This window comes from Mesorhizobium monacense, from assembly GCF_056781675.1.
Genome location: NZ_CM165567.1, coordinates 3,293,103 through 3,309,832, shown reverse-complemented (window position 1 = coordinate 3,309,832; position 16,730 = coordinate 3,293,103). Strand labels below are relative to the sequence as shown.

Genomic DNA, 16,730 nt, shown 5'->3' with positions numbered 1-16,730 from the left:
CGAACCGAAGGTCAGCGAAAGCAAAAAGCGGGAACCGGTTTTCGGAAAGATCATGCGCAAACAACAATAGTCCCAAGACTGGGGCCTCCGGGGCGGCCATCATGGCCGCTCCGGAGGTCCGATCGGAATTGACCGGAGAGAAAATGACCTGCTGGATCAGGGCCTGCGGCCTCGACGACATCGAACAGGAAGGCGCGCGCCGCTTCGATCATGAGGGCCGCACCTACGCCGTCTTCCGCTCGCCCGATGACGAGGTGTTCTGCACCGACGGCCTGTGCACACACGAAGCGGTCCACATCGCCGACGGTCTGGTCATGGACTACGAGATCGAATGCCCGAAACATTCCGGCGCTTTCGACTACCGCACCGGCGAAGCCAAGCGCCTGCCGCCCTGTATCAATTTGCGGACCTATCCGGCCAGGGTAGAGGCGGGGGCTGTGATGGTGGAGGTGGGGTGAGGTGCCCCCACTTTCGTGGGGGCGAGGAACCAGATGGATTGATGCCGCGAATCCACCCCCTCAGGAATCCATCTAAGCAACGAGCGTCCGTTCGCTGTCGGTCATGGGGTCGCCGGCATTGGGCTGCCCTTTGCCTGATGCAATCAGGCTGCGCAGACTGCCGTTGATATAGGTGCGCCATCCGTCGGAGCAGGCGTCGTAGCACTCATAGTCCGGAACCAGGCCCTGGTGGGTGAAGCGGACCTCGGTCTTGCCGTCCTTGCCGGAGATATCGAAGATCATCTCCGTGCCCGTCCATTCGGTCTTGTCCTCGGTAAAACTGAAATAATTGTCCAGCACGCCCCAGGCGACCTTCTTGCCGGGGACGAGCTCCGTCACCTTGATCTTGCAGCGGTGGAGATCGCTATAGTGATAGTCGAAGTCTTCGCCGGATTTGTCGGTTCGGCCTTGGATTTCTTCCGACCACCATCCGCGGACATTGTTGATGGCCGCGAAGGCTGCTTCCGGAGTCTGGTCCACCGTGAAAGCGGTGGTGAAATTGCGATTGGTCATGACTGTCTCCTGCTTCGTGATGGGTCTGCTTGTCAGCGATCAAAAGGGTTCAAATGGCTGAGATCGGTCATTCCCGGGCCCGGGCGTGCCTGCCGGCCGGAAATCACCCGCAGCCAGGGCGCCAGGTGGAAGGCGCTCATCAATAGATACATCGCCGGCATTCCGGTGAGCGGCGAGGCATTCGCGCCCATGCACAGCATGGCCGCATCGCCGCCCTGAACACAGGTGAGCAGCGCCATCAGCGCAAAGGTCGGTGCCGCGGCGAGGCACAGCCAGCCGGCGGTGCCAAGGGCGTTTGCTCGTTCACCGGGGATCGCGTCGCCGGCGCCTGCATGGATCTCGCTCATGGTCTCTTTCCCTTGATAGAGCGCTGTTGCGCCACTGGCACATGCCAGGGGAGGACGCCCGCTTGCCGACGGCATCGGGCGTCCTGCCAAATCCACCTGCTAGGCGTTGTCCCGGAACGCTGCCTCTCCGGCAGCAGACACTTCGGCCCATTTCTTGTCGGGCGCGGCGTCGTAATTGTCGTGCCAGTTCCACCATTTGTAAGTCGGGGTTTGCGGATAGCCTTGTGGCGAGTCCTCCCAGACCTCCTGCCGACCGAGCGGCGTGGCGTCGAGGTAGCTCCAGACGGTGCCCATCGCCTCATCGCCGCGGCTGTTGATGAGGTAGGTGCGGAAAATGCGCTCGCCGTCGCGGATGAACACATTGTGGCCGTGCCATTCGTCGACGCCGAAGTCTTTGTCGAAGCTGTCGGTGATGGTGTACCAGGGCATCTCCCAGCCCATCCGCTTCTTCAGCCGCGCAATGTCGGCCTGCGGGGCGCGCGAGGCGTAGACGAGCGTGGTGTCGCGGGCGTTGAGATGGGCAAGGTTGCCGACCTGGTCGGCGCCCAGCGAACAGCCGCGGCAGGCGTGATCGGGCCAGCCATAAACGCCGGGCTCGAAGAAGGCGCGGTAGACTATCAGTTGACGGCGGCCGTGGAACAAATCGAGCAGGCTGGCCTTTCCCTCAGGCCCCTCGAACGCATATGTCTTGTCCACGCTCATCCATGGCATCCGCCGGCGTTCGGCGGCCAGCGTGTCCTTGGCGCGGAGCGTGGCCTTCTCCTTCACCAGCAGTTTTTCGCGCGCGGCCTCCCATTCCTGCTGCGAAACAACAGGTGGTGTCTTCATTGCGGTGTGCTTGGTCATGGTCTTCTCCTTTGCCAGTCTGTTGTCGCGCCGTTGCGACGTGTTGTTGCTTGCTGATGGTGAGATAGAGTAGGGGCGCTGCGCCGGAAGGTGGGAGTTACAAGTGTGACGGGATTTGAATGGACTCGCTGATCACCGCGGCAGGGCTGGCGCTGGCGGCCGGTGACCCGCTCGGCGCGCTCGATCGCGTCGCCTTGCGCGAGGATGCGCCGGCCCTGGCGCTGCGCGGTATCGCCATGGCGCAGCTCGGCGACCTCGATCGCGCCAAGCTTCTGCTGCGGCGGGCGGTGCGCGGCTTTGGTCCGAAAGAGGCCGTGGCGCGCGCCAGATGCGTTGTTGCGGAAGCCGAGATCGCGCTGGTCTCGCGCGATCTCGGCTGGCCGGCGAAGACGCTAGACGCGGCGCGGGCAACGCTGGAAAAGCATGGCGACCGGCTGAATGCGGCGCACGCCGGGCACCTCACGGTGCGGCGCCTGCTGCTGATCGGCCGCCTCGACGAGGCCGAGCGCGTGCTGGCCGGGCTCGACCCGGCGCCGCTTCCGCCGGCCTCGCGGGCCGCGCACGAGCTCGCCGTCGCCGGGATCGCGATGCGGCGCCTCAGGACGAAAGCCGCGCGCGAGGCGCTGGAGTGGGCGAGGCTGGCCGCGAACCGGGCCGGCATTGCCGGGCTGATGGCGGAGGTCGACAGTGCCTTCCTGGCGCTGGAGACGCCCGCGGCGCGGCTGATCGCGCAGGGTGACGAGCGCCCGCTGCTGCTCGAGGAGGTCGAGGCGTTGCAGGCTTCGCCGGCCCTGGTCGTCGACGCCTTGCGCTATCTGGTGCGCAAGCACGAAACGACAATCTCGCTGGCCACGCGCCCGGTGTTGTTTGCGCTGGCGCGGGCGCTCGCCGAAGCGTGGCCGGCGGATGTGTCGAGAGAGGAACTCGTGGCGCGGGCTTTCGGCGGCAAGCACGCCGATGAATCGCATCGCGCCAGGCTGCGGGTCGAAATCGGCCGGCTGCGCGCTGAGCTGCGCATGCTGGCCGACATCGGCGCGACCAAGCGAGGCTTTGCGTTGGCGCCGCGCCAGGCCGGCGAGGTGCTGGTGCTGGCGCGACCGATCGAGGAGCGGCACGCGGCGGTGCTGGCCTTCCTTGCCGATGGCGAATCCTGGGCAAGCTCGGCGCTGGCGCTGGCGCTTGGCGCCGGACAGCGCAGCGTGCAGCGGGCTCTTGAGCAACTCGCCTTGACCGGCAAGGTGCAGTCGTTCGGGCACGGGCGGGCGCGCCGCTGGATGACGCCGCCGGTGGCGGGATTCACGACCACCTTGTTACTCCCGGCGCCGCTGCCGAACGGCTAGGAAGGTACGACCAGACATGGCGAGGACAAAGACATGAAACATGCGGCCGCTGAAATCCTGCGCGAATACGGACCCTTTCCGGGCGTCGACGCCGTACACGGGGTGAGCTTTGACGGAAAAAATGTCTGGTTTGCCTCGGGCGAGAAGCTGACCGCCTTCGACCCGGCGAGCGGTGAGACGCTGCGCTCGATCGATGTCGCCGCCCATGCCGGCACCGCCTATGACGGCAAGCACCTGTTCCAGCTTGCCAAGGACCGGATCCAGAAGATCGACCCCGACACCGGCCAGGTGCTGGCCACCATCCCGGCACCCGGTGGCGGCGGCGATTCCGGTCTCACCTGGGCCGAGGGCACGCTCTGGGTGGGGCAGAACCGGGAGCGTAAGATCCACCAGATCGATCCCGAGACAGGGGCAGTCCTGCGCACCATCGAATCCAACCGCTTTGTCACCGGCGTGACATGGGTCGACGGCGAATTGTGGCACGGCACTTGGGAAGGCGACCAAAGCGACGTGCGGCGCGTCGACCCGCAGACGGGAAAGGTCCTGGAGAAGCTGGACATGCCGGCCGGCACCGGCGTGTCCGGGCTCGAATCCGACGGCAGCGACTGCTTCTTCTGCGGCGGTGGACCCGGCGGGGTGGTGCGGGCGGTGCGCCGGCCGAGGTAACGACCGAAGGGTCAAACCTGATGCGGTTGCCCTGGCTGTCGCCGACCGCTCCCGCTTATATGCCGGAGCCGTCCAGCAGCGGCACGTCTTCGCCTTCCCAGGGCGCCGGCATCGAGGCCCGGCCCGGATTGGCCCTTGGCAGCGGCATCCAGCATTTCAGCTCCGGATCGGCATATTCGACCACGCGTCCCGGCGAGGAGTCGGAGGCGCGCCAGCCCTCGGCGCCGAACTGGTCGGCGCGCGACCAATAGGCCATGTCGACTTCCGCCGGTCCCTGTTCGGATGGGCGCACCGTGACCAGGATGCGGCTGCCGTCCCGTGGCGCGCTCGACATGTGACGCCACTGATCGGGTTCGTCCATTGCATTTCCTCCCTGCAGTCTGCGCCGGCTGGCTGAACCCGATAGTCGCTTCGTGCCCGGGAGCGGTCAACCCGAACTTTGCGCTCGGGAGCGATATCGTTCCTGGTCTGGCGCAGCGAACCGTCAGCTTGCCTTGGCTTGCACCGCCCAGGCCCTGGTTTTCATGGGGATTGATCCGTCCTCGCCGCGCGGCAGGCTGTCGCGCAGCTTCTCCATCAGGCGCTGGCGTGCGTGCGGCTCGAGGCTCATGCAATAGCCCGGCGCCGGCCCTGCGCCCAGCGTGAAGGGACGCCAGTAGTCGTCAAAGTCCTTGAACACAGCCGGCATTTCGATCTGGGTGCAGTCGACGGAAACCAACCCAGCCCTGCTCGCGAGGTCGGTCAATCCGTCCGGTGTGCAGAATGGGAAGCGCCGGTCCTCGGTAAGGTCGATGGCAGCGGGGTCGAGGGCCGTCGCTGCCGTCCAGAAGGCCCGCATGAATTCCACGCCGCCGCCGGGATAATCCCAAACATAGAATCCGATCGTCGCTCCGCCGCGGGCGACCCGCCGCATCTCCGCGAGCGCCTTCTGCTTGTCTTGAATGAAGTTGAGAACCAGCGCGGACACGACCACGTCCTTGCTGTCCGATTTGACCGATAGCGCCTGCGCATCGCCCTGGACAAACTCGACACGCCCGTCCGGCACGTTGGCGCGCGCCTTGGCGAGAAAGCCCTCTGATGGGTCTATCGAGACCAGGCTCGCGGGGTTGCAGCGCGCAAGGATCGCCGCGGACAGCGCTCCGGTTCCGCACCCCGCCTCCAGCCAATCCAGCCCCTCGGGCGGATCGAGCCAATCCAGGAAGAGGGGAGCGATCTGACGGCTCCATCGCCCCATATAGAGGTCGTAGCTGTCTCCGGCCTGCCAGGCGTCGTGACGCGTTGCCTGAGCCATCGCAATCTCCCTAGCGAGATATTTTCAGACCCTTGGACCCAGGATACGCCCGCCTCCCTCGCAGGACCAGTGGCACGCACGGTGGGCCACTTTGCGCGAGACAGCTATATCGTTCAAAGCTAATGTTCGGAGGCTGCAATCCGGACAATGGCGATGAGCGAAGAATTGCTGGCCGGCGCCACCCATCTCGGTCCGGTTCATCTGCGTGTCGTCGATATCGCGGCGGCCTTGCCGGTCTGGGTCGACGCGGTCGGCCTGGCGGTGCTTGGCGACGATGGCGCAGCAGTCGAACTCGGCGTCGTCGGCAAGGCGCTGATCGTGCTGCACGCCGGGGCGGATTTGGTCCTGCCGCCGAAGGCGCGCGATCTCTTCCATGTCGCCGTGCATGTAACGACGCGCAAGGAGTTGGCGCGCGTTGCCGCCCGGCTCAAGGCATCGGGCCTGAGATACAGCGCCCAGGATCACCTGATCTCGGAATCCCTCTATGTCTCCGACCCGTCCGGCAACGGTATCGAGATCTGCCTCGACACGCCCGAGCGCTATGCCTCGCGAGAGGAGGCGGCGGACGGCCGCGTCTCGCTGCTCGCCAGGGATGGCAGCGCGCATTCCGGTCTCGAGCCGTTGGATATCGCGGGCTTGTTGTTGCGCGAACTCGGTAATTCCGGCCATGTCGAACCCATGCTGGCGGCCGATGCCTTCATCGGCCACATCCATATGCGCGCCCGCTCGCCGGAAGCGCTGATGGCATTCTATCTCGGCGTACTCGGCTTCAGGCCGCACATCCAGTCCCACTCGTTCGGCCTGTTCGACTGCGGCACCGACCGGCGCCCGCACATGGTCGCCTTCAACATCTGGGCCCGCGACGACCTGCGCGAGCCGCCGCCCGGTGCCGCCGGCCTCGACCATTTCACCGTGGTGGTTCCATCGGCCGAGGATCTCGCTGCGGTCACGCGGCGACTCGACAACGCGCACCTGCCTTCGACGCAAACGGATGGGGCACTGCACCTCGCTGATCCCGAGAGCAACCGCCTGCGGGTCGTGGTGGCAGGAGACTGATCTTCTTCGATCAAGGGGAGGGGTGGCATGGCGATCAAGGTAATAGGAACCGGCTTCGGCCGTACCGGTACGGATTCGATGCGCGAAGCGCTGGCGATCCTCGGCTTCGGCCCCTGCCACCACATGGTCGCGGTCAACACCAACGAGGAGCAGAAGCGGCTGTGGCGCGCCCTGGCGAAGGGCGAGGCGCCCGACTGGGACAGGCTGTTCTCCGGCTATGTCTCCTGCATGGACTGGCCGTCGGCATACTACTGGCGGGAGCTGATCGGCATCTATCCCGATGCCCGCGTCATCCTCACCTGGCGTTCGCCTGAAAGCTGGTGGGAGAGTTTCGAAAAGACGATCGTCGCCGGCATCGCCACCAGCCTGGATCCGGATTCCCTTGGCGTCGCGCTGATCGCGAAGCAGGTCTTCGCCGGCCAGCCGCAGGATCGCGCGGCCGCGATCGCCGCCTACGAGGCCAATGTCGAGGCGGTCATCGCCACCGTGCCGGCCGAGCGCCTGCTGGTCCACAGGCTTGGCGATGGCTGGGATCCGCTCTGCGCCCATCTCGGCGTTCCCATACCAGACCAGCCCTATCCCAACCGCAACAACACGAAGGACTTCCGCTCGACATGGCTGTCGCTGAAATAGAAACCAGAAACCGGGTTCCACTTTTTGCCTTCGCGGACCTTCGGTTCGGGATCATGCTCAGACATGCACGGTGCCGTGCGAAAGTTCGCCTTCCTCGCTGCTGAGGAGGAAGGCCGCGGCGAGCAGAGCGGCATAGCAGAATCCCACGATGCACGCGACGACGATGCCGGGCACCGGACCGAGCGATGCTACCCGCATCGCGTCGAGGAACGAGGCGCCGAAACCGATCGGCGATCCGTCGCGTTGCAGGCTGGGCGTCGTGATCTTCAGCACCCAGGCCAGGATCAGGATCGTGTACATGAAGAGGTAGTTGCGGCGCAGCCGCCGCACCAGCGCCGCCCGCTGCGAGATCAGGAAGCGTGGCGAGCGCAGGCCTTCGCCGACGATGGCCAGCCAGTTTGAAGCGTAATCCGGCTGCGGCGAGAAGATCTGCGCGAAGTAGTAGCGCTCGAACTGGCGCACCCTGGCCCGGTAGACGTCGAAAAAGCGATAGCGCCGCGCCTCGATCCACAACAGCAGCGTAATCAAAAGCATGGCGAAGAGCAGCACGCCGTGATGGGCACTTGGCGTCGACAGCGATACCGACAGCATCGCGGCGACAACCGTGATCGCCCAGTTGCTGGTCCGGTCGAGCCTGTCACGCCAGCCAGCCATGCGGCCGATTTCGGCGCGATGGAAATGCGACATCGTCGTTGCCAGTTCCGATGAGGTGAGCTTCATCGCGAACGCATCCGACGCCCGCGGCGCTGCTGCCGCCTCGGTGGACTTCACGGTCTGGACCTGGGACATCCCCTGCCATGCGCCTCCCGAACGCAGTGGCCGGCCGAAAAGACACCGGTCACACCCCAAAGATCACAACGCGCGGTCGGCTGAAACGTTCCAGCGCGGCTCAGAATGTCTGGCGTGGAAAAGTAGGCGACCGACGATCGGGGGGCGGGGGTGGGTTTCGCCGGTCACCCAGGACGGGGGGCCATGAATAAAGAAAGCGTAGGCCCTGACCCCATTATGCCATTGGGATGGCTGTGAGAACAGCCTTCTCTGTTGGTCAGTTCCAGAACGCCTGAACGCGGCTCGCCGCCGCTCGGAGTCGCTGCTTGTCTTCGTCGTGTCGCTCTCGCTTAGGCGGAGCGCGTCAGCCCTTGACGTCCGCACCCGCTTTGGCGGCCGATACCAGCTGGATCGAGGGTCGCTCACCGGGAGCGCTGCTCTTGGCGACGACGACCCGGTCGCGTCCTTCGCCCTTGGCATCGTACAGCGCATGATCGGCAGCATTTGTGATCTCGGCCCAGCCGGCTCCATGCTCGGGGTAGGCGGCGACCCCGAAAGAAACCGTCACGGTGCCCAGCGTGCGGCCGCGATGCGTCAGGTGAAGCTGCCTGATGGCCTGGCGCAGTGCTTCTGCCCGCTCGGCACCTTCCTCGAGCGAGCATCCCGGCATGACGATGGCGAATTCCTCGCCGCCGTAGCGTGACACGACGTCGCTGTCCCTGGCGTGCTCGATCAATGTGGCGGCGACCTGCTTGAGCACGAGGTCGCGTCAGAAAACGTACCGCCCTAAACATGCGGGCAGCGGATCAGCTGCCAAACTTTCCGTCCGCGGCGCGTCAGGCTTCATTTGCCTGTCTGCTTGTTTGGGAAACTGGCGCGGATTGTGCGTATCCGTCGTTGGCTGCAATCGCAACCTCTGGCCCATATTGATTGTGCAAATGAACCGGCCTGGCCTTTCGGCGGTGCAGCATGTTCACGCCTTCGACAGCCACCGAGAAAATCATCGCCGAATAGACATAGCCTTTGGGAATATGGACACCGAAGGCATCCGCGACCAATGTCATGCCGATCATGATGAGGAAGCCGAGCGCCAGCATCTTCACGGTAGGGTGACGATCGACGAATTTTCCAACCGGTCCGGCGGCTGCGATCAGGACGACCATCGACGCGATGACAGCGACGGCCATCACCCAGATTTCGTTGGCCATGCCGACGGCGGTCACGATCGAGTCAATGGAAAATACCAGGTTGATCAGGGCAATCTGCGATACGACGGCTACGAAGCCTGCGCGCACGGTGGCTCCTATGTGGCCCTCTTCGCCCTCGAGACTTGCATGTATCTCTTGGGTGGCCTTGTAGATGAGGAACAGACCGCCGCCTGCCAGGATCATATCCTTTCCGGAAAAGCCGTGGCCGAATACCTCGAACAGAGGTTCGGTCAAGCCGATGATCCACCCGATGAACAGCAGCAGGACAAGCCGCGGAACCAGGGCCAGCGCCATTCCGAGAAATCGCGCTTTCGGCCGCAACTCGGGAGCAAGTTTGCCGACCAGAACCGAGATTACGACCAGATTGTCGACACTCAGGACGATTTCGAGTGCTGTGAGCGTCAGCAGGCTGAGCCAAACTTGCGGGTCGGTTGTCATCTTGGCTCCCTTCGAGCGCTCAGTTGGATTTTGGTTCTGGCTTGATCCTTGTCGCGCTGCCGGCGGCGATGAGGAGCGACGATCGCGGCGGGGCGACTACCGGCAAAGCCGCACCTGAAGTTCGATTTTCAGGTGCGGCTTGTTGGCCGCCTGGATGGCAACCGTAGCCTACTCTGCCGCGACTCCTGCGGTCAGAAGCGGGGCTTCGGGCAGGGGAGAGGCGGGTTCGCGCCGTCCTTCGAGGTCGTCCAGCAGCGCCATCCACAGCGAGATGCACAGCCCGAGCATCACGACGAGGAAGGGTGCTGCGGCGATGATCGACGCGGTCTGCAGACCCTCCAGGCCTCCCATCACCAGCAACACGCAGGCCGACGCTCCCGCAAGGACGCCCCAGAGGACGACGACGATGCGCGCGGGCTCGAGCGTGCCGCGCGACGACAGCATGCCCATCACGATCGAGGCGGCATCCGCTCCCGAGATGAAGAAGATGGCGACCAGGAAGATCGCGACGAACGAGGTGAGCGCGGTTGCTGGATATTGTTCGAGCAAAGCAAACAGCGAGATGGCAGCACCCTGATTGTTGACCGCCTCGACAAGACCGCCGACCCCCATCAGTTCGGAGTGCAACGCGGTGCCGCCCATGATGGTGAACCAGAGGAAGGTCACGCCGCTCGGAATGAGCAGAACGCCGGTGATGAACTCGCGGATCGTCCGCCCCTTGGAGATGCGCGCAATGAAGACGCCGACGAAAGGCGCCCACGAAACCCACCAGGCCCAGTAGAAGATCGTCCAGCTGCCCAGCCATTTGCCGTCGCTGAAGGCAGCGGTGCGGAACGACATGGTGACGAGATCGGCCAGGTAGTCGCCAAGCGCTTCGGTGAAGGTGTTGAGGATAAAGATGGTCGGACCGACGACGGCCAGGAACAGCAGCAACGCGGCGGCGACCACCATGTTCATGTTGCTCAGGAACTGAACGCCCTTGCCCACTCCGGACACCGCCGAAAGGATGAACAGCACCGACAGCACCGCGATGATCGTAAGGGCAATGGCTGTCCCCTCGCCGGTTCCCCAGAGAAAATTCAGCCCGCTGTTGATCTGCTGTGCGCCAAGGCCGAGCGATGTCGCCGTGCCGAACAGTGTGGCGATGACGGCGAGAATATCGATCGTCTTGCCGATCGGGCCGTTGACCGCGTTGCCGAGCAAGGGTGTGAATGCGCTCGAGATCAGGATTGGCAAGCCCTTGCGGTGGGTGAAGTAGGCGATCGCCAGACCGACAATGGCGTAGATCGCCCAAGGGTGCAGCGCCCAATGAAAATAGGAATATTTCATCGCGACCAGCGCAGCTTCCTTGCTTTGCGCGGCCGCCAGCCCGTGAGGCGGTGCGCCAAAATGGAAGACTGGCTCGGCAACGCCCCAGAACATCAGGCCGATGCCCATGCCGACGCTGAACATCATGCATACCCACGAAACCGTCCGGAATTCGGGAAGTTCGCCATCGGCCCCAAGTCTGATCTTGCCGAAACGGCTGACCGCCAGGAACCCGGCAAAGACCAGGAATAACGCGGTCGAGACAACAAAGCCCCATCCGAAACCATTGATGATCGCCGAAAGAATAGCTTGGGTGACAGAGGCGAGACTATCTGGGGCCACCGCTCCCCATGAGATGAACGCGGCCGTTATCGCTATGGCCGGCCAGAATACCGCCGGGTCTACGCCTCGTAGTCTGCTTGCAGTCGACATGCTTGACCTCCCAGATATATTTCGGAACTATTTCGTGAAAACTTCCCCTGGACGACAAAGACCGACCTCTTGCGAGGCCAAGGTCGCGCACGGCGCACTTGGAACTTCTGCAATTGGCGTCGTTTTGGAAGTGTCGGATTTGGCGCTCTCCCACCACACCCATGAGGGTAGAATGGGCAAGCAGAGGGGATAGGAGAAGCCGGCAGGTGAGTAGGGAGCCCGGTAGATCTCGGGTAGGGCTAAGCCTACCCGGGCAAGGCAAGCCTCCCCAATCAGAAGCGGGTATCAGGTATCGCAACAAGCCGTGCATGCTGCGGAGCGGCTAAACGTCCTTTGCGAAGCCTGTGTCGAGTCAGCCGGATTTGGTCGCTGTGCTTGCGCGGCGCGACGTTCATGGGCGCGCAAACTGCTTGGCTAACTGGCCGTGAAAGTCACAAAACTGGTGACGTTTATGCCGCGGCGGGGTGTTTCCTGTCCAGTCGTTCCTGCTGCGGCGTATGTGCGTAGAGCTCGCGGTAGCATTTTGAAAAATGCGACGCCGAAACGAAGCCGCACGTGGCGGCCACTTCGACTATGGGCAAGGATGACTGGATCAGCAGGTTCCGCGCGCGCTCGAGGCGGATATCCAAATAATAGCGGGCGGGGGAGCGACCCATCTCGACGTGGAACAGACGCTCGATCTGCCGTCGCGACAGTCCGACTTGGTCGGCAATATCACCAATCGATATCGGTTCGGACGGATTGGCGTCCATAAGTTCTATGATTGTCAGCACCTTGGAGTTCTGAATGCCGAGCCGTGCTCGCAGAGGAAGCCGCTGGCGATCGCTCGGGCTGCGTACTCGATCGGTCAGCACCTGCTCACATACGTGCCTGACCAGAGAATCGTCGAAATCATCGCCGATCAGCTTCAACATCATGTCGAGAGCAGCCGTGCCGCCGGCGCATGTATAAATATCCTGGTCGACCTCAAAAAGGTCGGCAAAAACCTTGGCCTCCGGAAATGCCTCGGCGAAGCCCGGCAGGTTTTCCCAGTGGATGGCGCAGCGTTTGCCCGAGAGCAATCCGGCAGCCGCAAGCACGTGCGCACCGGTGCAGAGGCCGCCGATCGCAACGCCGCGATTATGTTCCTCGCGCAACCAGGCAAAGGCCGACTTGTTCGAATAACGTTCGATGTTGATGCCGGTGCAGACGATGACCATCGATAGCCTGTCGGGGCCGGCCATCTTACGCCGCTCGTCCTCCAACGACGTGTTTACGGCACACAACACGCCGTTCGAAGCGGACACGGGCTGCCCGTCGATACTGGCTAGCCGCCACCTGTAGGCTTCGTAGCCGAGCATCCGGTTGGCGATGCGGATCGGCTCCAGCGCGGTCGCAAAGGCGACCATGGTGAAATCGGGCACCAGGAAGAAGACGAGCGAGCGCTTGATCGGATGTTCAGCTGTGTTCACTGTGGCTAGTCCGTATCGCGAGCAGGATGTTGCGAATGCGCTATCGACGCCAGTATTTTCTTTGTTCGTACTGAGGATATGAATGGATTGCGGCACGTGACGGTCGAATTGCGCACATTCATGTTCGAGAGCCGTCGCGATGCCACCATCACGCCATTCTACCGCTACAACTGCCCAGACCGGGGTTCGCAAGATTGATATTCCAAGCCTGTCGTGCTGGCCTTGGCGGCTTGGCTGATCTGGCTGTTCTGGCTCTGGACCGAGCTGGCGCGGTCGCGTTGCGCGTCCTTCAGCCCTTGACGTCCGCACTTGCTTTCGCGGCCGATACCAGCTGGATCGAGGGCCGTTCGCCGGGGGCGCTGCTCTTGGCGACGACGACGCGGTGCGTCCTTCGCCCTGGCATCATGGAGCGCGTGATCGGTGGCATTGGTGATTTCGGCCCCAGCCCGACCCAAGGTAGGCGGCGACCCGAACGAGACCGTCACGGTGTCCAGTGTGCGGCCGCGATGCGTCAGGTGCAACTGCTCTGATCTACTGGCGCAACGCATCCGCCCGTTCGGCGAAACGACGCCACCCACACCCCAAAAACCACAACGCAAAGGGTGGCTGAAACGTTCCAGCGCGGCTCAGAATGTCTGGCGTGGAAAAGTAGGCGACCGACGATCGGGGGGCGGGGGTGGGTTTCGCCGGTCACCCAGGACGGGGGGCCATGAATAAAGATAGCGTAGGCCCTGACCCCATTATGCCATTGGCATGGCTGTGAGAACAGCCTTCTCTGTTGGTCAGTTCCAAAACGCCTGAACGCGGCTCGCCGCCGCTCGGAGTCGCTGCTTGTCTTCCTCGTGTCGCTCTCGCTTAGGCGGAGCGCGTCAGCCCTTGACGTCCGCACCCGCTTTGGCGGCCGATACCAGCTGGATCGAGGGCCGCTCACCGGGGATGCTGGTCTTGGCGACGACGACCCGGTCGCGTCCTTCGCCCTTGGCATCGTACAGCGCATGATCGGCGGCATTGGTGATCTCGGCCCAGCCGGCTCCATGCTCGGGGTAGGCGGCGACCCCGAAAGAAACCGTCACGGTGCCCAGCGTGCGGCCGCGATGCGTCAGGTGAAGCTGCCTGATGGCCTGGCGCAGTGCTTCTGCCCGCTCGGCACCTTCCTCGAGCGAGCATCCAGGCATGACGATGGCGAATTCCTCGCCGCCGTAGCGCGACACCACGTCACTGTCCCTGGCGTGCTCGATCAATGTGGCGGCGACCTGCTTGAGCACGAGGTCGCCGGCTTCGTGGCCGAACGTGTCGTTGAACTGCTTGAAATGATCGACGTCGAGCATGAGGATCGTCAGCGGCTGCGCCGAGCGCTCCATCCGGCGCAGTTCGCGGCTGCTGGTTTCCTCGAGATAGCGCCGGTTGAACAGGCCGGTGTTCGGATCGCGGATCGACTGCTGCCGCAGCGTCTCGCGCAGGCGCAGATTGGCCAGCGCCAATGCCAGCGTGTCGACGACACCGCGCAGGATCTGCTGCCTTTCAGCCAGCCATTGCGGCTTGTCGGCTGCATTCGGCTCGCACAGATGCAGAATGCCCAGCGTCTCGCCTTGCGCCGCCAGCGGCATGCAGACATAGCCCTTCTTGCCGTTCTCGGTGATATGCGCGCAGCGCGGCGTCAGCATGCCAGGGCCGGCGACATGCTCCTGGCCGCGGCGCAGCGCCCAGCAATCCTCCGGGGCAAACTGGGTAACGCTCGACCGGACGTCGCCCCAATGCGCCATCTCCTCGACCAGGTTGCGCGAGGCGCTGGTCAAATGCACGGTTCCGCTCAAGCCGCCCAGGAACTCGGTCATGGCGGTGCCGACCACTGCGAAGGCTTCCGGGAAGGTCACGCAGGCCTGCAGCAGCTCGCCAAGCTTCACCAGGCGGGTCGTGGTTTCCGACTTCTCGTGCAGCTCGCGGTTGAGGATTGCCAGCTGATCGGCACGCTCGTTGACGACCCCTTCGGCGCGGCGCAACTCGCTGATGTCGTTGAGCGTGAGGACCAGACCGCCGCCGGATCGGCTGAGCGGACTGCAACTGGCGATCACAGGCAGATGCGAACCGTCCGATTTGGTCAGGCGCACCTCGCCCTGGTGCTGGCGGCCGGTGGCCAAAGCCATTTCGACGGGAGAAGCACCGGCCGCGAACGCACCGCCTCTCGGGTCGCGCACCGTCAGCACCGCATCCCATTGCTGCCCGACGATCTTGTCGGCGCGCCGTCCGACCATCCTTGCCGCCGCCGGATTGGCGCTGGCGATACGGCCGTCGCCGTCCAGCACCGCGATGCCTTCGGCCGCCGTCTCGACGATATCCTCGACATGCGCCCGCGCCGATGCAAGCTGGTCCGCCATCGTGTTGAACCCATCGGCCAGCTGCCCGAATTCATCCTTGCGGGCATGGCTGATACGCGTCATGGCATTGCCTTTCGCCAGCGCTTCCATGCCGCGTATCATGTCGTTGAGGCCGGCGCCGAAACGGCTGAGCAGCATCCATGCAAATCCCACCGCAGCCAGCACGGCCGCCGCCGCGCTGAGACCAACCAGCCAGAGCAGGCTGTTGGTGCGTTGCTCCGCGGCATGCAGGACAGGGTCATATTCCAGCAGCACGGCGCCGATGATCGTATCGGCGGGATATTCGATCGGCACGGCCAGTATGGCGATGACTTCCTCCGGGTCGACAAACCTGCGCGGGATGCCGTCCTCCAGCGTCTGGCCGATTTCGTTGCCGGGGTCGTGCTCGAATTTGCCGCCGACATGGTGCTCTTCGTCGGCGGCATGGGCGACGATGATCTTGTTGCGGTCGAGGACCAGGAAATCCCGATGCATGCGGCGGTGCTGGTGCTGCATGAATTGCTTGAGCGCCTCGGGCCGCTCGAACAGCGAAGGCGTCCCGTCGGATGATTTGAAGACAATCGTGTCGGCCAGTTCCTGCGCGACATTGGTCGCTTCGGTCAGTCCCAGATATTTTGTCGCCGCGATCTGCGTGAAGATGGCGACGCCGCCAACCAGCCCGATCAGGGCCGCGGCGCTCACCATGCTGAGGATGATCTGGCTCCTAATGCGCATGGCACGAATCCGCCGGGAATGCCGGCATCCAATGCGCTGGATCGAGCCTGTGTTTCATTGTCGGTGTTTTATTACCAAATGCTTATTAACGTACTAACAGGGGTAGTGCCTAAGTTTGGCTTTGTGCGCTGAGCGGCTTCTTCTCGGAACTCTGCCATGAGGTTGGCCGGAACGAGCTTCACCGCGAGCGACGTTCTCGCAACGATCATCCACCGACCAGAGAGTTTGCACGACTGCTCTCCTGAAGCGGCGGGCACGGCAGATCGGCATATGAACAGAAAACGCAGCAATCGCCCGCCAAAGGCTTCAAGAGTACCCTGCAGTTTTTGCATTCGTAGAAATGAACGCAGGCGTCGGTCGGCATCGATTCCGCAGACTGATGCCCGCACTCAGGGCAAGTAATGGTGCTCTCAAGCTTCATTGCCGCTCCAAAGCTTTCCGCCAAGCATATAAGAGACGTGGGTCGGATGCGACAAGCGAATGCAAGCTAGCCAGCCTATGACATGCCGAGGCCGCTTCCGCCCGAAGCGGCCTCCCTGACTCTGCCATGTCGCTTGTAGCCGTGTGGGACGGCCTTGGGAGTGCCCGGTCACCGACCGTATCGTCGCCCGGGCTTCGCGGGACTACCGCAGCCTTGCCGACCGTGGAAAATCCACCACTTCCGCCGCCGGCCGTGTGTACTGGGCGGCAACGATCGCCTCGATCAACAGGTCGAGCGCCGAAAGGGCCTCGCTGCTCGTTTCGTCGTCGCCGCGCAGATAGTGGCAGGCCCGCTCCAGATGCAGGCGAGCGGCAGCAAAGTCGCTTTTCATTAGCTTCTCCTTATTGCCCGCCGTGCAACGAACAT

18 protein-coding genes are annotated in these 16,730 nt (G+C 63.6%); 5 read left to right on the top strand and 13 right to left on the bottom strand.

Annotation, left to right across the window (positions count from 1 at the left end):
* Positions 1–143 precede the first annotated feature (143 nt).
* Positions 144–458, top strand: a complete 315-nt coding sequence (locus tag AC1RUK_RS16085) for a MocE family 2Fe-2S type ferredoxin (RefSeq protein ID WP_481834833.1) — start codon at positions 144–146, stop codon at positions 456–458.
* A 72-nt stretch (positions 459–530) separates the two neighbouring features.
* Here the strand turns inward: AC1RUK_RS16085 and AC1RUK_RS16080 are convergent, their stop codons facing one another.
* From AC1RUK_RS16080 to AC1RUK_RS16070, 3 genes are all read right to left on the bottom strand, one after another.
* Positions 531–1,010, bottom strand: coding sequence for an SRPBCC family protein (locus AC1RUK_RS16080; protein WP_481834834.1), 480 nt, complete (start codon positions 1,008–1,010; stop codon positions 531–533).
* Between the two features lie 32 nt (positions 1,011–1,042).
* Positions 1,043–1,357 (bottom strand): hypothetical protein, encoded by a 315-nt coding sequence (locus AC1RUK_RS16075; RefSeq protein WP_481834835.1) that lies wholly within the window; start codon positions 1,355–1,357, stop codon positions 1,043–1,045.
* A gap of 99 nt (positions 1,358–1,456) precedes the next feature.
* Positions 1,457–2,203, bottom strand: a complete 747-nt coding sequence (locus tag AC1RUK_RS16070) for a DUF899 domain-containing protein (RefSeq protein ID WP_481834836.1) — start codon at positions 2,201–2,203, stop codon at positions 1,457–1,459.
* Between the two features lie 119 nt (positions 2,204–2,322).
* Here AC1RUK_RS16070 and AC1RUK_RS16065 point away from each other — a divergent pair, with 119 nt between their 5' ends.
* Positions 2,323–3,543: a helix-turn-helix domain-containing protein gene (locus AC1RUK_RS16065; protein ID WP_481834837.1), complete on the top strand. Its 1,221-nt coding sequence runs from the start codon at positions 2,323–2,325 to the stop codon at positions 3,541–3,543.
* Positions 3,544–3,576: 33 nt separating this feature from the next.
* On the top strand, positions 3,577–4,209 hold the full coding sequence (locus AC1RUK_RS16060; RefSeq protein ID WP_481834838.1) for a Vgb family protein: 633 nt from the start codon (positions 3,577–3,579) through the stop codon (positions 4,207–4,209).
* Between the two features lie 55 nt (positions 4,210–4,264).
* Here the strand turns inward: AC1RUK_RS16060 and AC1RUK_RS16055 are convergent, their stop codons facing one another.
* Complete coding sequence (locus AC1RUK_RS16055; RefSeq protein WP_192181564.1) at positions 4,265–4,570, bottom strand: hypothetical protein; 306 nt, start codon at positions 4,568–4,570, stop codon at positions 4,265–4,267.
* 123 nt (positions 4,571–4,693) lie between these two features.
* Positions 4,694–5,500, bottom strand: coding sequence for a class I SAM-dependent methyltransferase (locus AC1RUK_RS16050; protein ID WP_481834839.1), 807 nt, complete (start codon positions 5,498–5,500; stop codon positions 4,694–4,696).
* Positions 5,501–5,653: 153 nt separating this feature from the next.
* Between AC1RUK_RS16050 and AC1RUK_RS16045 the strand changes: the two genes are divergently transcribed.
* Both AC1RUK_RS16045 and AC1RUK_RS16040 read left to right on the top strand, forming a co-directional pair.
* Entirely contained in the window at positions 5,654–6,556 is a 903-nt protein-coding gene (locus AC1RUK_RS16045) for a VOC family protein (protein WP_481834840.1), read from the top strand.
* A gap of 27 nt (positions 6,557–6,583) precedes the next feature.
* Positions 6,584–7,189, top strand: coding sequence for a sulfotransferase family protein (locus AC1RUK_RS16040; RefSeq protein WP_481834841.1), 606 nt, complete (start codon positions 6,584–6,586; stop codon positions 7,187–7,189).
* 57 nt (positions 7,190–7,246) lie between these two features.
* Here AC1RUK_RS16040 and AC1RUK_RS16035 read toward each other — a convergent pair whose 3' ends face one another.
* From AC1RUK_RS16035 to AC1RUK_RS16000, 8 genes are all read right to left on the bottom strand, one after another.
* On the bottom strand, positions 7,247–7,909 hold the full coding sequence (locus tag AC1RUK_RS16035; RefSeq protein WP_481839486.1) for a DUF2270 domain-containing protein: 663 nt from the start codon (positions 7,907–7,909) through the stop codon (positions 7,247–7,249).
* Between the two features lie 412 nt (positions 7,910–8,321).
* Positions 8,322–8,717: a GGDEF domain-containing protein gene (locus AC1RUK_RS16030; RefSeq protein ID WP_481834842.1), complete on the bottom strand. Its 396-nt coding sequence runs from the start codon at positions 8,715–8,717 to the stop codon at positions 8,322–8,324.
* Positions 8,718–8,793: 76 nt separating this feature from the next.
* Positions 8,794–9,603, bottom strand: a complete 810-nt coding sequence (locus AC1RUK_RS16025; RefSeq protein WP_481834843.1) for a TerC family protein — start codon at positions 9,601–9,603, stop codon at positions 8,794–8,796.
* A gap of 168 nt (positions 9,604–9,771) precedes the next feature.
* The gene (locus AC1RUK_RS16020) at positions 9,772–11,343 is read right to left on the bottom strand and encodes a BCCT family transporter (RefSeq protein ID WP_481834844.1); all 1,572 of its coding nucleotides are present in this window, start codon (positions 11,341–11,343) and stop codon (positions 9,772–9,774) included.
* 449 nt (positions 11,344–11,792) lie between these two features.
* On the bottom strand, positions 11,793–12,731 hold the full coding sequence (locus AC1RUK_RS16015) for a GlxA family transcriptional regulator (RefSeq protein ID WP_481839487.1): 939 nt from the start codon (positions 12,729–12,731) through the stop codon (positions 11,793–11,795).
* 932 nt (positions 12,732–13,663) lie between these two features.
* Positions 13,664–15,883 (bottom strand): sensor domain-containing diguanylate cyclase, encoded by a 2,220-nt coding sequence (locus AC1RUK_RS16010; protein WP_481834845.1) that lies wholly within the window; start codon positions 15,881–15,883, stop codon positions 13,664–13,666.
* A gap of 205 nt (positions 15,884–16,088) precedes the next feature.
* Positions 16,089–16,247 (bottom strand): GDCCVxC domain-containing (seleno)protein, encoded by a 159-nt coding sequence (locus AC1RUK_RS16005; RefSeq protein WP_481840311.1) that lies wholly within the window; start codon positions 16,245–16,247, stop codon positions 16,089–16,091.
* A 259-nt stretch (positions 16,248–16,506) separates the two neighbouring features.
* A complete protein-coding gene (locus AC1RUK_RS16000; RefSeq protein WP_192181579.1) occupies positions 16,507–16,695 on the bottom strand; it encodes a hypothetical protein in 189 nt (62 codons plus the stop codon).
* Positions 16,696–16,730: the final 35 nt, after the last annotated feature.

Coding starts and splice junctions, on each gene's coding strand:
- AC1RUK_RS16085 (WP_481834833.1), top strand. CDS start 144: ATGACCTGCTGGATCAGGGCCTGCGGCCTCGACGACATCGAACAGGAA.
- AC1RUK_RS16080 (WP_481834834.1), bottom strand. CDS start 1,010: ATGACCAATCGCAATTTCACCACCGCTTTCACGGTGGACCAGACTCCG.
- AC1RUK_RS16075 (WP_481834835.1), bottom strand. CDS start 1,357: ATGAGCGAGATCCATGCAGGCGCCGGCGACGCGATCCCCGGTGAACGA.
- AC1RUK_RS16070 (WP_481834836.1), bottom strand. CDS start 2,203: ATGACCAAGCACACCGCAATGAAGACACCACCTGTTGTTTCGCAGCAG.
- AC1RUK_RS16065 (WP_481834837.1), top strand. CDS start 2,323: ATGGACTCGCTGATCACCGCGGCAGGGCTGGCGCTGGCGGCCGGTGAC.
- AC1RUK_RS16060 (WP_481834838.1), top strand. CDS start 3,577: ATGAAACATGCGGCCGCTGAAATCCTGCGCGAATACGGACCCTTTCCG.
- AC1RUK_RS16055 (WP_192181564.1), bottom strand. CDS start 4,570: ATGGACGAACCCGATCAGTGGCGTCACATGTCGAGCGCGCCACGGGAC.
- AC1RUK_RS16050 (WP_481834839.1), bottom strand. CDS start 5,500: ATGGCTCAGGCAACGCGTCACGACGCCTGGCAGGCCGGAGACAGCTAC.
- AC1RUK_RS16045 (WP_481834840.1), top strand. CDS start 5,654: ATGAGCGAAGAATTGCTGGCCGGCGCCACCCATCTCGGTCCGGTTCAT.
- AC1RUK_RS16040 (WP_481834841.1), top strand. CDS start 6,584: ATGGCGATCAAGGTAATAGGAACCGGCTTCGGCCGTACCGGTACGGAT.
- AC1RUK_RS16035 (WP_481839486.1), bottom strand. CDS start 7,909: ATGAAGCTCACCTCATCGGAACTGGCAACGACGATGTCGCATTTCCAT.
- AC1RUK_RS16025 (WP_481834843.1), bottom strand. CDS start 9,603: ATGACAACCGACCCGCAAGTTTGGCTCAGCCTGCTGACGCTCACAGCA.
- AC1RUK_RS16020 (WP_481834844.1), bottom strand. CDS start 11,343: ATGTCGACTGCAAGCAGACTACGAGGCGTAGACCCGGCGGTATTCTGG.
- AC1RUK_RS16015 (WP_481839487.1), bottom strand. CDS start 12,731: ATGGTCGCCTTTGCGACCGCGCTGGAGCCGATCCGCATCGCCAACCGG.
- AC1RUK_RS16010 (WP_481834845.1), bottom strand. CDS start 15,883: ATGCGCATTAGGAGCCAGATCATCCTCAGCATGGTGAGCGCCGCGGCC.
- AC1RUK_RS16005 (WP_481840311.1), bottom strand. CDS start 16,247: ATGCCGACCGACGCCTGCGTTCATTTCTACGAATGCAAAAACTGCAGG.
- AC1RUK_RS16000 (WP_192181579.1), bottom strand. CDS start 16,695: ATGAAAAGCGACTTTGCTGCCGCTCGCCTGCATCTGGAGCGGGCCTGC.